Annotated in this window: 11 protein-coding genes, 1 pseudogene and 1 riboswitch; of the genes and pseudogenes, 7 read left to right on the top strand and 5 right to left on the bottom strand. The window is 69.9% G+C overall.

The window, feature by feature from the left end:
- Positions 1–14: 14 nt before the first annotated feature.
- Positions 15–980 carry a class II fructose-bisphosphatase gene (gene glpX, locus BU28_RS0102140; RefSeq protein WP_028717990.1) on the bottom strand — a complete coding sequence of 322 codons (966 nt, stop codon included), beginning with the start codon at positions 978–980 and terminating at the stop codon, positions 15–17.
- A gap of 78 nt (positions 981–1058) precedes the next feature.
- Positions 1059–1310: a BolA family protein gene (locus tag BU28_RS0102135; protein ID WP_036761762.1), complete on the bottom strand. Its 252-nt coding sequence runs from the start codon at positions 1308–1310 to the stop codon at positions 1059–1061.
- A 68-nt stretch (positions 1311–1378) separates the two neighbouring features.
- Here BU28_RS0102135 and BU28_RS0102130 point away from each other — a divergent pair, with 68 nt between their 5' ends.
- Entirely contained in the window at positions 1379–2005 is a 627-nt protein-coding gene (locus BU28_RS0102130) for a DnaJ domain-containing protein (protein ID WP_028717988.1), read from the top strand.
- 153 nt (positions 2006–2158) lie between these two features.
- Here BU28_RS0102130 and metK read toward each other — a convergent pair whose 3' ends face one another.
- The 3 genes and pseudogenes from metK to BU28_RS21795 form a co-directional block, all read right to left on the bottom strand.
- The gene (metK, locus tag BU28_RS0102125) at positions 2159–3325 is read right to left on the bottom strand and encodes a methionine adenosyltransferase (protein WP_028717987.1); all 1167 of its coding nucleotides are present in this window, start codon (positions 3323–3325) and stop codon (positions 2159–2161) included.
- A 6-nt stretch (positions 3326–3331) separates the two neighbouring features.
- Positions 3332–3379: riboswitch (SAM-SAH riboswitch) on the bottom strand.
- Positions 3380–3393: 14 nt separating this feature from the next.
- Positions 3394–4935, bottom strand: coding sequence for an apolipoprotein N-acyltransferase (lnt, locus tag BU28_RS0102120; RefSeq protein ID WP_028717986.1), 1542 nt, complete (start codon positions 4933–4935; stop codon positions 3394–3396).
- Positions 4936–5511: 576 nt separating this feature from the next.
- A pseudogene (locus tag BU28_RS21795) lies at positions 5512–6953 on the bottom strand (DEAD/DEAH box helicase); the annotation flags it as partial.
- 291 nt (positions 6954–7244) lie between these two features.
- Between BU28_RS21795 and argS the strand changes: the two are divergent.
- From argS to BU28_RS0102085, 6 genes are all read left to right on the top strand, one after another.
- Positions 7245–8990, top strand: a complete 1746-nt coding sequence (argS, locus tag BU28_RS0102110; protein ID WP_028717985.1) for an arginine--tRNA ligase — start codon at positions 7245–7247, stop codon at positions 8988–8990.
- A 68-nt stretch (positions 8991–9058) separates the two neighbouring features.
- Positions 9059–10228 (top strand): SPOR domain-containing protein, encoded by a 1170-nt coding sequence (locus tag BU28_RS0102105; protein ID WP_028717984.1) that lies wholly within the window; start codon positions 9059–9061, stop codon positions 10226–10228.
- Positions 10228–11214 (top strand): beta-N-acetylhexosaminidase, encoded by a 987-nt coding sequence (gene nagZ / locus BU28_RS0102100; protein ID WP_028717983.1) that lies wholly within the window; start codon positions 10228–10230, stop codon positions 11212–11214. Before BU28_RS0102105 ends, nagZ begins: the two co-directional genes overlap by 1 nt.
- Before the next feature lie 58 nt (positions 11215–11272).
- Positions 11273–12106, top strand: a complete 834-nt coding sequence (locus tag BU28_RS0102095) for a segregation and condensation protein A (RefSeq protein ID WP_036761761.1) — start codon at positions 11273–11275, stop codon at positions 12104–12106.
- Entirely contained in the window at positions 12103–12783 is a 681-nt protein-coding gene (gene scpB, locus BU28_RS21790; protein ID WP_051577669.1) for an SMC-Scp complex subunit ScpB, read from the top strand. Before BU28_RS0102095 ends, scpB begins: the two co-directional genes overlap by 4 nt.
- Before the next feature lie 19 nt (positions 12784–12802).
- The gene (locus BU28_RS0102085) at positions 12803–13006 is read left to right on the top strand and encodes a hypothetical protein (protein ID WP_028717981.1); all 204 of its coding nucleotides are present in this window, start codon (positions 12803–12805) and stop codon (positions 13004–13006) included.
- Positions 13007–13011 lie beyond the last annotated feature (5 nt).

Raw genomic sequence — 13011 nt, 5'->3', positions numbered from 1 at the left:
AGCGGTCTGCGCCGTCACTTCACGGGGTTGCGATAGATCATGCGCCGGACCGACCCGGTCTTGGAGCGCATCAGGATCGTCTCGGTCGTCAGATAGCCCGGCTCGCGCTTGACCCCGGCCACGATCGAGCCGTTGGTGACGCCGGTCGCGGCAAAGATCACGTCGCCGGTCACAAGCTCGTCGCGCGAATAGATGCGGTCCAGGTCGTTGATCCCCGCCTTCTTCGCGCGGCCCTTCTCGTCCTCGTTGCGGAACAAGAGCTTGCCCCACATCTGCCCGCCCATGCACTTCAGCGCGCTGGCGGCCAGGACGCCCTCAGGTGCGCCGCCCGAGCCCATGTACATGTCGATGCCGGTCAGCTCGGCCTCGGCGCAGTGGATGACGCCGGCGACGTCGCCGTCGGTGATCAGCCGAATCGCCGCGCCGGTCGAGCGGACCTCGGCGATCAGGTCCTCGTGCCGGGGCCGTTCCAGGATGCAGACGGTGATGTCGCTGTCCTTGACGCCGCGGGCATCGGCCAGCGCGCGCACGCGTTCGGCCGGCGCCATGTCCAGGCTGACCACGTCCTTGTCATAGCCCGGGCCGATCGCCAGCTTTTCCATGTAGACGTCGGGGGCGTGCAGCAGCGTGCCGCGCGGTGCCATGGCGATCACGGTCAGCGCGTTCGGCATGTCCTTGGCGGTCAGCGTGGTGCCCTCGAGCGGGTCCAGCGCGATGTCGACCTCGGGACCGTTGCCGGTGCCGACCTCCTCGCCGATATACAGCATCGGCGCCTCGTCGCGCTCGCCCTCGCCGATGACGACGACGCCCTTGATGTCCAGCATGTTCAGCTGGTCGCGCATGGCGTTGACTGCGGCCTGGTCGGCCGCCTTCTCGTCGCCGCGCCCGATCAGGCGGGCCGAGGCATGGGCCGCAGCCTCGCTGACGCGGGCCAGGCCCAGAGACAACATGCGGTCATTGAAATCCTTGGGCGGGGTCATCGTCAAAGTCCTTGTTCTACAGTTATTCGGCTAATACGCGGGGCGGTTTCAGCGGGCAAGACTGGGGGCGCTAACGGCTCATCTTTCGGCCAGTTCCATGGCAAGCGCATGAATGCGCGGCACGATGTCGCCCAAAGTGCGATGAACCAGCCGATGCCTGGCGACCCGGTCCAGCCCGACAAAGGCGGGGCTGGCCATGCGGATGCGGAAATGCGTCTCGCCGCCCTCGCGCCAGCCGCCATGGCCGCGGTGGCTCTCGCTTTCGTCCAGGATCTCCAGCCGGGTCGGATGCAGCGCCTGCAGCCGTGCGGTCATCTCGTCCACGATCATTCCAATGCCCCTTTCATGTCGCTCGAAATAGCCTAAACTGCGCGTCCCGATAAGGACAAGGCAGTCAGATGAGCAACCGCGACCCGTTCGGATTCGACATTTCCGCCGCCTCGGACAAGAAGCGCAAGGCCAAGGGCCGGCGCGGAATGTCGGGTGCTTTCGAGACGTCGACCCGCCGTTGCGACAAGGAGGGCTGCAACCAGCCTGGCCAGTACCGGGCGCCGAAATCGCCGCGCAACCTGGACGACTATTACTGGTTCTGCAAGGATCACGTCCGCGAATACAACCTGAACTGGAACTATTTCCAGGGCCAGTCCGAGGCCGAGTTCCAGCAGTTCCTGGACAATGCGACGGTCTGGGAGCGTCCGACCAAGCCCTTTGGCCGTGCTGCGCAGGAACAGAAATGGGCCCGCCACGGTATCGACGACCCGCTTGAGATCCTGGGCGCCAACGGCACCAACCCCGAGACGCGCCGCACCGCGACCCGCAAGCTGCCGCCGACCGAACGCAAGGCGCTGGAAATCCTGGAAGCCAAGGACAGCTGGACCCGCGCCGAGATCCGCAAGCAGTACAAGTCCCTGGTCAAGGACTTGCACCCGGACATGAACGGCGGCGACCGTTCGGACGAGGATCGCCTGCAGGAAGTCGTCTGGGCCTGGGACCAGATCAAGGACAGCCGCAGCTTCAAGGAATAAAAAAAGGGGGGGCTTTGCCCCCCGCGCGTTCCGCGCTCCCCCCAGGATATTTGGACAAGAAAGAAGCACCTTGCGTGTTGGCGCCGCCTGGAGCTTCTTTCTTGCCTAAGTATCCCACGGGGGACCGGGGGTGTGAAACCCCCGGCTGCGGCCTTACAACTCGCGTTTCAGCGCATCGGCGAGATCGGTGCGTTCCCACGAAAAGCCGCCGTCGGCCTCGGGGGCGCGGCCGAAATGGCCATAGGCGGCGGTGCGGCGATAGATCGGGCGGCAGAGGTCCAGATGCTCGCGGATACCGCGCGGCGTCAGGTCCATCGCGCGCGAGACGGCGCGTTCGATCTCGGCCTCGGGCACTTCCGAGGTGCCGAAGGTGTCGGCATAGATCGACAGCGGCTTGGCGACGCCGATGGCATAGGAAAGCTGGATCACGCAGCGTTTCGCGAGGCCCGCCGCGACCACGTTCTTGGCGAGATAGCGCGCGGCATAGGCGGCCGAGCGGTCGACCTTGGTCGGGTCCTTGCCCGAGAAGGCGCCGCCGCCGTGCGGGGCCGCGCCGCCATAGGTGTCGACGATGATCTTGCGGCCGGTCAGGCCGGCGTCACCGTCCGGGCCGCCGATGACGAAGGTGCCGGTCGGGTTCACCCACCATTCGGTCCGCTCGGTCAGCCAGCCGGCGGGCAGGATCTCGCGGATATAGGGCTCGACGATGGCGCGGATGTCGTCCGAGCTTTGCGATTCGTCGCGGTGCTGGTGCGAGAGCACCAGGCTCGTCACCTCAACCGGCTTGCCGTCTTCGTAGCGCAGCGACAGCTGCGACTTCGCGTCCGGGCCCAGCATCGGCTCGGCGCCGGATTTGCGCGCCTCGGCCAGGCGGCGCAGGATGGCATGGGCATACTGGATCGGCGCCGGCATCAGTTCGGGCGTCTCGTCCACGGCATAGCCGAACATGATGCCCTGGTCGCCCGCCCCGTCGCGGTCCACGCCCTGGCTGATATGGGCGGATTGTTCGTGCAGGTAGTTGTGGACGTGGCAGGTGTTCCAGTGGAACTTCTCCTGCTCGTAGCCGATGTCGCGGATGGTGTCGCGCGCGATCTGGGTCACGCGGCCCATGTATTCGCCCAGTTTCTTCTGGTCGGTCAGCCCGATTTCGCCACCGATCACCACGGTTCCGGTGGTGGCGAAGCTTTCGCAGGCGACGCGGGCGGCCGGGTCTTCGGCCAGAAGCGCGTCCAGCACCGCGTCCGAGATCTGGTCGCACAATTTGTCGGGGTGCCCCTCGGACACGGATTCCGAGGTGAACACGTAGTTCTGTCTGGCCATGAGAAGTGCTCCGTTGGATTACGCCGCCACGCCAGGAAGCCGTTGTGACGGTCAGAGGCAGCGATAGATCACGCCCCGGTTGTCGTCAACCGCCGCCGCATCGCGACCAGAACGGCCGCGGCGGCAGCCAGCACCGCGGGCCAGTCGCCAAGGCGCGACCAGGGCGTCGGGGGCAGGGCGCCGGGCAGGGCTGCGTCGATGCGGCCGGCGCGGTTCAGCCCCAGTTCGGCGCGTACCTGGCCCCGCGCGTCGATCACCGCCGAAACGCCCGTATTGGCCGCCCGCATCAGCGGCAGGCCGGATTCGATGGCCCGCAGCCGGGCCTGCGCCAGGTGCTGCCAAGGCCCCGAGACCGTGCCGAACCAGGCGTCGTTCGTGACCTGCAGCAGCCATTGCGGCCGGTCGGGCCCGGTCAGCAGGTGGCGCGAGAACACCGCCTCATAGCAGATCAGCGGCTGGAAGGCGGGCAGGCCGGGCAGGGTCATGGCCTTGGGACCGGGGCCGGGCGAATAGCCGAAGCCGTGCTGCGCGGCAAAGGCCCGCACCCCCAGCCGCGCCATGACATCGCCCCAGGGCGTGTATTCGCCGAAGGGGACCAGGTGGAACTTGTCATAGACCGGGCCCGTGCCTTGCGCGCTGAAGGCGGTCAGGCTGTTGAAGTAGCGCTCGCCCTCGGACCGCTGGATGCCCAGGATCACCGGCGCGCCGGCATAGGCCGCGATGTCCTGGGGGGCTGTGCCCGCCTGGTCCAGCAGGAAGTTCACCGCCGTTTCCGGCCAGATTACGGCATCGGGCGCGGGCCGGTCCGGGTCACGGGCGGCCGACAGGTCCAGCAGGCGGCGAAAGAAGACCTCGGACCAATAGGGATCCCATTTCAGCGCCTGGGTCGCATCGGGCTGGATCAGCCGCAGCCGGATGGGCGTGTCGGACGGCAGGGGGCCCGCCAGGCGCGCGAGGCCGGCGCTGAAGGCCAGGGCGATCAGCAGGGCGGAAAGCGTGGCCCCCGGCAGCACGGCGCGCCAGCCGGTGCCCCGCCGAAAGACCAGGGGCAGGGCCGCCGCCGTCATGGTCAGGGCCGAAAGGCCGATGCTGCCGAAAGTGGCGGCGGTCTGCCCGGCGGGCGTCGCGATCCAGATATGGCCGGTCAGCGCCCAGGGCAGACCGGTGAAGATCCAGCCGCGCAGCCAGTCCGACAGGACGACCAGCCCGGCAAAGGCCACGCCCTGCCGGGGAAATCCCGGTGCCAGACGGCCCGCGATCCAGCCCGGGACCGCCCAGAAGAGCGCCCCGCCGAATGCCATCAGGAACAGCGCAAAGGGGGCCATCCAGCCATAGACTTCGGGCTCGACCAAGAAAGGCTCGACGATCCAGGACATGGCCAGCGCGAAATGGCCAAAGCCCGCCGCCAGCGCGTGCCAGGCGGCGGCGCGCGCATCCCGGGCGGCGGCCACGCGCCAGCAGAGCAGGGCCAGGGCAAGGACGGTCAGGAACCACAGGTTCCAGGGCGCCTGCCCCAGCGCGGCCAGCACCCCGAGCCCCAGGTCCGCCAGCAGGGCGGCCGGCCTGGGCCGGCGGCGCGGGCCGGCGCTCCGGGGGGCAGGGGCGGTCATGAGGACGCCTTAGACCTCGGCCCGGTCGCCGTTGCCGGTAGCGTCGGATTGCGGCTCGGCCTGACGGTCGGCCTCCGCCTCGGCCTGAGGCTCGGCCTTTGCCGTCTTGGCGCGCGGCTTGCGCGGGGCACGGGGCTTGGCCGGCTTCTTTTCGGGCGCAGGCTCGTCGGTCGCTGCGGCATCGGCCGCCGGGGCCTCGGTCGCAGCCTTGGCGCGCGACTTGCGGCGCGGCTTTTCGACCGGAGCCTCGGCCGGCGCGGCCTCTGCCGCCTCCGCCGGGGCTGCGGGTGCCTCGGGCGCGGCCTCGACCGGGGTTTCGACGGCCTTGGCCTTGGGCGTGCGCGGCTTGCGCTTGCGCACGGGCTTTTCGGCGGCGGGCGTCTCGGCCTCGGCAGCAGCGGCGGGACCCTCGGCCGGGGCGGCTTCGGGGGCCGTTTCGGCCGGCGCCTCGATCTGCGTCGGAGCCTCGGCTTGCGCCGGCACCACGGCCTCGGGCTCCGCGACCACGGGTTCGGGGCGCGGTGCGGCGACGGGGGCAGGCGCCCCGGCCGGGCGTTCGGCGGGCTCGGGACGCGGCGCCGCCTGAACCTCTGCCTGTTCCTCGGGTTCGATGAAGCGCGGGCGGAAGCTGCGGGTCATGAACTCGGGCAGGTGATCGCCCATGCCCATCACCGGATGGCGGTCGCCCCGGTCCCCGCGGTCGCGCCGGTCCTCGCGCCGCTCGCCGCCACGGTCATGGCGTTCGCGGCGTTCGTCGCGGCGATCCTCGCGCGCGGGGCGGCTTTCGGCGGGTCTTACCTCGGCGCGGGCCTCGGGGGCGGGGGCGGCGTGCTGTTCGGCATCGTCGCGGCGGCCCCGGCGTTCGCCCCTGTCGCGGTCGCGGTCGCGGTCGCGTTCACGCTCGCGCCCACGGCCCCTGCCTTCCTTCTCTCGAGGCGGGCGAGGGGCGTCCTGGGCGGCGCTGGACAGGGAAAAGCCTTCGGGGACCGAAGCCCGGGGCAGGGCCTGTTTCACCAGAGATTCGATGGCGGTCAGGTATTTCTCGTCCGCCGGCGTCGCGATCGATATCGCCGTGCCCTGGCGCCCGGCCCGGCCGGTGCGGCCGATGCGGTGAACGTAATCCTCGGCATGGCTCGGCAGGTCGAAGTTGATGACATGGCTGACCGCCGGGATGTCCAGGCCCCGCGCCGCCACGTCGGATGCGATCAGGAAGCGCAGCGTGCCTTCGCGGAACCCGTCCAGCGTCGCCATGCGGTGGCGCTGGTCCAGGTCGCCGTGGATCGGCGCGGCATCGAAACCATGCGCCTTCAGCGACTTGGCGACGATGTCCACCTCGGTCTTGCGGTTGCAGAAGATGATGGCGTTCTTCAGGCCCTCGCCCTCGGCCCGGATCAGGGCGCGCAGCAACTCGCGTTTCTGCTTGGCGGTCTGGTCCTTGCGGGTGGGGGTGATCTCGACCAGCTTCTGGGTGATCGTCTCGCTGGTGGTGGCCTGGCGGGCCACCTCGATCCGTTCCGGCGAGTGCAGGAAGGTGTCGGTGATGCGTTCGATTTCCGGCGCCATGGTGGCGCTGAAGAACAGCGTCTGGCGCGTGAACGGGGTCAGCTGGAAGATGCGCTCGATATCCGGGATGAAGCCCATGTCGAGCATCCTGTCGGCCTCATCGACCACCATGATCTGCACGCCGGTCAGCAAGAGCTTGCCGCGTTCGAAATGATCGAGCAGTTGGCATAGATGTCGAAATTCTCGGCCACCTGGGCGGCCAGTTCGCGCGTCGGGCACAGGACCAGCGAACGCGGCATCCGCGCGCGGGCGCGGCCTCGGCCCAGCAGGGTAATCATCGGTAGGGTGAAGCTTGCGGTCTTGCCGGTGCCGGTCTGGGCGATGCCCAGCACGTCGCGCCCTTCCAGCGCGGGGGGAATCGCCCCGGACTGGATCGGGGTGGGCGTTTCATAGCCCGCCTCGGCAATGGCCTGCAAAACCTTGGGGTCGAGCTTCAGATCGGAAAACTTGGTCATTCAGGGCTTTCGTGTAAAGGCGCGGAGATGCCCGCGCTGGTCCTTTGCGTCTGTCGCCACCGCTGGGCCCGGGATCAGATCGGGGACCGTCAACGGCAGTCAGGGACGCAATTTCCGCACGCCCCCCGCCTTGCCTGCCGGATGCAGACGCAGGGGCCATAACGGAAAACCCGGCCTGCGTCAATCTGATCGCCATTTTCTGCTTGCAATTCCGTTGCGACGTTCGGGCCCCTGTGGTTGACGGCGCCCTTGGCCAGCGGCTATCCCGCAGCGATCATTGGGATGGAAGCCATGAACCTCTTTTCGGATATCCGCGCGCTGGTGATCGACGCGCTGGCGCAGATGGAACGGCAGGGCGACCTGCCTGCGGGCCTCGACACCGCGAACGTGACGGTCGAGCCGCCCCGCGACCCGGCGCATGGGGACATGGCGACCAATGCCGCGATGGTGTTGGCCAAGCCCGCCGGGAAAAAGCCGCGCGACATCGCCGAGGCGTTGGCCGCACGGCTGGCAACCGACCCGCGGATCACCTCGGCCGAGGTCGCCGGGCCGGGCTTTCTGAACCTGCGGCTGACATCCGACGAATGGCGCGCCGTGATCCGCGCGGCGCTGGCGCAGGGCGCCGACTATGGCCGCTCGGACATGGGCGCCGGGGTCAGGGTCAACGTGGAATTCGTTAGCGCCAACCCGACCGGGCCCATGCATGTCGGTCATACCCGCGGCGCGGTCTTTGGCGACGCGCTGGCGGCGCTGCTGGATTTCTCGGGCCACGACGTGACGCGCGAATATTACATCAACGACGGCGGCGCGCAGGTCGATGTGCTGGCGCGCTCGGCCTATGAACGCTACCGCGAGGCCAACGGTCTGGAGCCCGCGATCCGCGAGGGCCTTTATCCCGGCGACTACCTGATCCCGGTGGGCGAGGCGCTGAAGGCGAAATACGGCGACAGCCTGATCGACCGGCCCGAATCGGAATGGCTGGCCGAGGTGCGCGAATTCGCCACCCAGGCGATGATGGAGATGATCCGCGACGATCTGGCGCTGCTCAACGTCCACATGAACGTGTTCTCCAGCGAAAAGGCGCTTTACGGCACCGGCCGTATCGAGGCCGCCATCGACCGGCTGCGCCAGGCCGGCTTGATCTACGAGGGCGTGCTGGAACCCCCCAAGGGCAAGACCCCCGAGGATTGGGAGCCGCGCCAGCAGACCCTGTTCCGGTCCACCGCGCACGGCGACGACGTGGACAGGCCGGTCAAGAAATCGGACGGCAGCTGGACCTACTTCGCCCCCGACATCGCCTATCACTGGGACAAGATCGACCGCGGTTTCGACCAGTTGATCGACGTGTTCGGGGCCGATCACGGCGGTTACGTCAAGCGCATGCAGGCGGCGGTCAAGGCGCTGTCGGACGGGCGCGTGCCGCTGGACGTCAAGCTGATCCAGCTGGTGAAGCTGTTCAAGAACGGCGAGCCCTTCAAGATGTCCAAGCGCGCCGGCACCTTCGTCACCCTGCGCGACGTGGTGGAGCAGGCGGGCGCCGACGTGACGCGGTTCCACATGCTGACGCGAAAGAACGACGCCGCGCTGGATTTCGACTTCGCCCGTGTGCTGGAGCAGTCCAAGGACAACCCGGTCTGGTATGTGCAATACGCCAGCGCGCGGGTGAACTCGGTCCTGAAGAAGGCGGCCGAGGGCGGCGTGGACGTGTCGGATGCGGCGTTGGCCCAGGCCGATCTGTCGCGGCTGGATCACCCGGCCGAGCTGGCGCTGGCCGCCCGCGTCGCCGAATGGCCCCGCACGGTGGAAATCGCGGCCCGCGCGCACGAACCCCACCGGATCGCGTTTTTCCTCTATGACATCGCCTCGGACCTGCATTCGCTGTGGAACCGCGGCAATGAGGAAACCGGGCTGCGCTTCGTCCAGGACGGCGATCCGGCCACCACGGCGGCGAAAATCGCGCTGGTCCGGGCCGTTGGCGTTGTCATTTCGGCTGGTCTTGGTATCTTGGGGGTAACTCCGGCGAAAGAGATGCGCTGACAACAGCCGCCAGGCCGGGGATGGCAGTGGGCAACAACAGATCCGGGCGAACCGGCGGGCAGGCAGGAATGGCAGTGGTAGATTTCCGCTCGGGCGGGTTTCAAGGCGCGCAGGCTCAGCGGCATGCGCAGGATTATCCCTATGGCCAGGACCCGCAGGGCGGGGACCATGAGGAATGGCAGGACGCAGGCTGGGACGATCCCCGCGTGGCGGGCCACGATCCCATCCTGGCCGAGCCGGTGTCGCTGGGCCAGCGCCTGTCGCGGCTGACGCATTACCTGGGCGCGCTGACCTCGGTCGGGCTGATCGTGGTGCTGGGCGTCTGGGGCTTCAAGCTGGTCGTGCGCGACGTGTCCGGCGTGCCGGTGATCCGCGCCGTCCAGGGCGAGGCGCGCACCGCGCCCGACAACCCGGGGGGTGAATTGACCGACCGCGCGGGCCTGGCCGTCAACACGGTCGCGGCCGGCGCCAAGCCCGGCGCCATCGACCAGGTGGCGATCGCCCCGCCCACCACCCGGCTTGAGGATCAGGACGTGCCCATGGGCGTCTTGGGCGCCACGGCGCAGGTGCCCTCGCGCGCGGTCGAATTGCCGCTGGTCGATCCCGCCGCCCGCGTCATCGCCACGCCGGACGGCGAGGCGGCGGCCATCGCGGAATCGACGATCGAACCCGATTCGGTGGAAAGCGCCGCCATTTCCGACACCCCCGCCGCGCCCGAGGCGCCGGTGAACGAGGCGCTGACCGACCTGTCCGGGCAAGAGCCTCAGGATAACGCCATCAGCCAGGCGCTGGCCGAGGCGCAGGACGCGCCGCCGCCCGCCGTGGCGCAGTCCGCCCGCCCCGCGCCGCGTCCGCGCCGCCTGGCCGCAACCGCCGCCTCTGCCCCGGCGCCCGCCGTGGCCGCCGAGCGTCCGGCGGCCCCCGCCGGCCGCCCCGAGACCGCCCCCGCCGCCAAGGCAGCCGAGGCCGCGCCGGCCAAGGTCGCCTCGGGCTCGGCCATGGTCCAGATCGGCGCCTTCGACAGCGACGCGCTGGCCAAGGGCGAATGGGAGCGCGTGTCGGGCAAGTTCGGCGCGCTGTTCTCGGGCAAGGCGCGCGTCGTGCAAGAGGCGAAAAGCGGCGGCCGCACCTTCTGGCGGCTGCGCGCCGGCGGCTTTGCGTCCAAGGACGAGGCGCGGCGTTTCTGCGCGGCGCTGATCGCCGAAGGCGTGGACTGCATCCCGGCGACCGCCAAGTAATGCCCTCGGCGACGATCCTCGGCGGCATCGCCGGGCCCGATCTGACGGCGGCCGAGCGGGATTTCTTTCGCGCGGCCGACCCCTGGGGGTTCATCCTGTTCGGGCGCAACATCGACACGCCCGACCGGCTGCGCCGCCTGACCGCCGACCTGCGCGACACGCTGGGCCGCGACGTGCCGATCCTGATCGACCAGGAGGGCGGGCGCGTCCAGCGCATGCGGGCGCCCCACTGGACCGAGTTCCGCCCGCTGCTGGAGCAGGCCGCCCTGGGCGAGCGCGCTGTCTGGCTGCATCACCGCCTGCTGGGACAGGAGTTGCGCGCCATGGGCATCGACGCGAACTGCGCGCCGGTGCTGGACCTGGCCACGGAGGACACCCACCCCTTCCTGCGCAACCGCTGCCTTGGCTCGGACCCCGAGACCGTGGCCCGACTGGGCCGCGTTGCGGCCGAGGCGCTGCTGGAGGCTGGCGTCCTGCCTATCGTCAAGCACATGCCCGGCCATGGCCGCGCCCAGGTGGACAGCCACAAGGACCTGCCCGTGGTCGACGCGTCCCTGCCCGAGCTTGAAGCCAGCGATTTCGTCCCGTTCCGCGCGCTGGCCGACATGCCGATGGCGATGACCGCGCATATCCGCTTTTCGGCGGTGGACGCGGCGCCCGCCACCGCCTCGGCCCCGATGGTGGGGGTCATCCGGCATGTGATCGGCTTTGACGGGCTGCTGATGTCGGACGACATCGGCATGCAGGCCCTGTCGGGCGACATGGCCGAGCGCGCGGGCGCGAGCATCGCGGCAGGCTGCGACCTGGTCCTGTCCTGCAACGAAACCCCCGCCCAGATGGAGGCGATCGTCGCCGCCGCCGGCCCGATGACCCAGGCGGCGCTGCGCCGCGCCGATCATGCCCTGTCGCTGCGCCGTGCGCCCCAGCCCGCCCAGGTCGAGGAACTGCGCGCCGAGCTGCGGCGGCTGGGCGGGATTGCGGCCTGAGATTGACAGGCCGGGGCGCATGGCGGATTCTGGGCCGATCCGCGCGGCAGGAGCGGCGATGACCAAGGTGCCCTATCTGACCCCCGTGCCCCCCGCCGTGCCCGCGCCTGCGGACCGGACGGCCCAGGAGTCGCCGGCGGATGTCGCCGGCCGCCTGGCCGAGGAGGTGCTGGTCGTCGATGTGCTTGGGTTCGAAGGGCCGCTGGACCTGCTGCTGACGCTCGCGCGCCTGCAGAAGGTCGACCTGCTGCGGGTTTCGGTCCTGGATCTGGCGAACCAGTATCTTGCCTTCGTCGAGCGCGCCCGGGCGCTGCGGATCGAGCTTGCGGCGGATTACCTGGTGATGGCGGCCTGGCTGGCCTATCTGAAGTCGCGCCTGCTGCTGCCGCCCGACCCAGAGGCCGAGGGCCCGAGCGCCGAGGACATGGCCGCCCACCTGGCGTTTCAGCTTGAACGGCTGGGTGCCATGCGCGAGGCCGCGGCCCGTCTGATGGCGCGCGACCGGCTGGGCCACCAGCGCTTTGCGCGCGGCGCGCCCGAAACCGTCACCCGCAAGCGCCGCATCGAATGGCAGGCCGGGCTGATCGACCTGATGCGGGCCTATGCCCGGCTGAAGACGCGCGACGAATTCCGCCCCTATGCTTTCGACCGCCGCGACGTGCTGAGCATGGAGCAGGCGCTGGACCGGCTGCGCGGGCTGATCGGCCATGCCGGCGACTGGACCGAACTGGCCGCCTTTCTGCCCGAAGGCTGGGCGGACGACGGGCCGCGCCGCCGCTCGGCCACGGCGGCGACCTTCGCGGCGGCGCTGGAACTGGCGCGCCAGGGCCGCATCGAGCTGCACCAGAAGGGCACCTTTGCGCCCATCGCCATCCGCAGGCGCCCGCAATGACCTGGACCCCGGGCCAGGTTTCGCGCCTTGCGCCTTCGCCTCCGCTTTACGAGCAGGAGCGGATGGTCGAGGCGATCCTGTTCGCCTCGGCCCGGCCGATGACCCTGCGCGAGATCGGCCAGCGCCTGCCCGCCGGCTGCGACGCGGGCGAAGCGCTGCGGCTGCTGCGCGCGCGCTATGAGGGGCGGGGCGTGCACCTGGCGCGGGTGGGTGACGCCTGGGCCTTTCGCACCGCCGCCGACCTTGCCTTCCTGATGCAGGAGGAGGCGGTCGAGACCCGCCGCCTGTCCCGCGCCGCGACCGAGACGCTGGCGATCATCGCCTATCACCAGCCCGTCACCCGCGCCGAGATCGAGGAGATCCGCGGCGTCGCCGTCAGCCGGGGCACGCTGGACCAGCTGATCGAACTGGAATGGGTGCGGCTGGGCCGCCGCCGCCAGACGCCCGGCCGGCCGGTGACCTTCGTGGTGACCGAGACCTTCCTGGACCATTTCGGCCTGGAAAGCGCGCGCGACCTGCCGGGGCTGGCCGAACTGCGCGCGGCGGGGCTGCTGGAGTCGCGGCCGGCCGTCGAGGGGGCCGGGCAGCTGTTCCCCGGCCGCTTGGACGAGGACGCGGAGGACGGCGAGGGCGACGGCGACACCGGACCCGCCCCGGATCTGTTCGAGGACGAATGAGGCGCATGAGGAGCCGCAGATGAACATCAATCGATTCGTTGCCATGCTGACCCGCATCGTCAGCGGCAAGCTGCTGAACTGGGGGCTGAACAAGGGCATCCGCAAGATGAACTCGGACGCCTCGGGCCGGCAGAGCCCGCAGCAGCGCAGCCGCGAAAAGCAGGCGCGCCAGGCGGTGAAGCGCGCCCGGCAGGCGGCGCGCATCACGCGGCGGATGAAGTAGGGGGG

The organism is Paracoccus yeei ATCC BAA-599 (genome assembly GCF_000622145.1).
Taxonomy (GTDB): Bacteria; Pseudomonadota; Alphaproteobacteria; order Rhodobacterales; family Rhodobacteraceae; genus Paracoccus; species Paracoccus yeei.
Note: the sequence above shows the minus strand (reverse complement) of the source record. Positions and strands in the feature narration are given on the sequence as shown.

Coding starts and splice junctions, on each gene's coding strand:
- glpX (WP_028717990.1), bottom strand. CDS start 980: ATGACCCCGCCCAAGGATTTCAATGACCGCATGTTGTCTCTGGGCCTG.
- BU28_RS0102135 (WP_036761762.1), bottom strand. CDS start 1,310: ATGATCGTGGACGAGATGACCGCACGGCTGCAGGCGCTGCATCCGACC.
- BU28_RS0102130 (WP_028717988.1), top strand. CDS start 1,379: ATGAGCAACCGCGACCCGTTCGGATTCGACATTTCCGCCGCCTCGGAC.
- metK (WP_028717987.1), bottom strand. CDS start 3,325: ATGGCCAGACAGAACTACGTGTTCACCTCGGAATCCGTGTCCGAGGGG.
- lnt (WP_028717986.1), bottom strand. CDS start 4,935: ATGACCGCCCCTGCCCCCCGGAGCGCCGGCCCGCGCCGCCGGCCCAGG.
- argS (WP_028717985.1), top strand. CDS start 7,245: ATGAACCTCTTTTCGGATATCCGCGCGCTGGTGATCGACGCGCTGGCG.
- BU28_RS0102105 (WP_028717984.1), top strand. CDS start 9,059: ATGGCAGTGGTAGATTTCCGCTCGGGCGGGTTTCAAGGCGCGCAGGCT.
- nagZ (WP_028717983.1), top strand. CDS start 10,228: ATGCCCTCGGCGACGATCCTCGGCGGCATCGCCGGGCCCGATCTGACG.
- BU28_RS0102095 (WP_036761761.1), top strand. CDS start 11,273: ATGACCAAGGTGCCCTATCTGACCCCCGTGCCCCCCGCCGTGCCCGCG.
- scpB (WP_051577669.1), top strand. CDS start 12,103: ATGACCTGGACCCCGGGCCAGGTTTCGCGCCTTGCGCCTTCGCCTCCG.
- BU28_RS0102085 (WP_028717981.1), top strand. CDS start 12,803: ATGAACATCAATCGATTCGTTGCCATGCTGACCCGCATCGTCAGCGGC.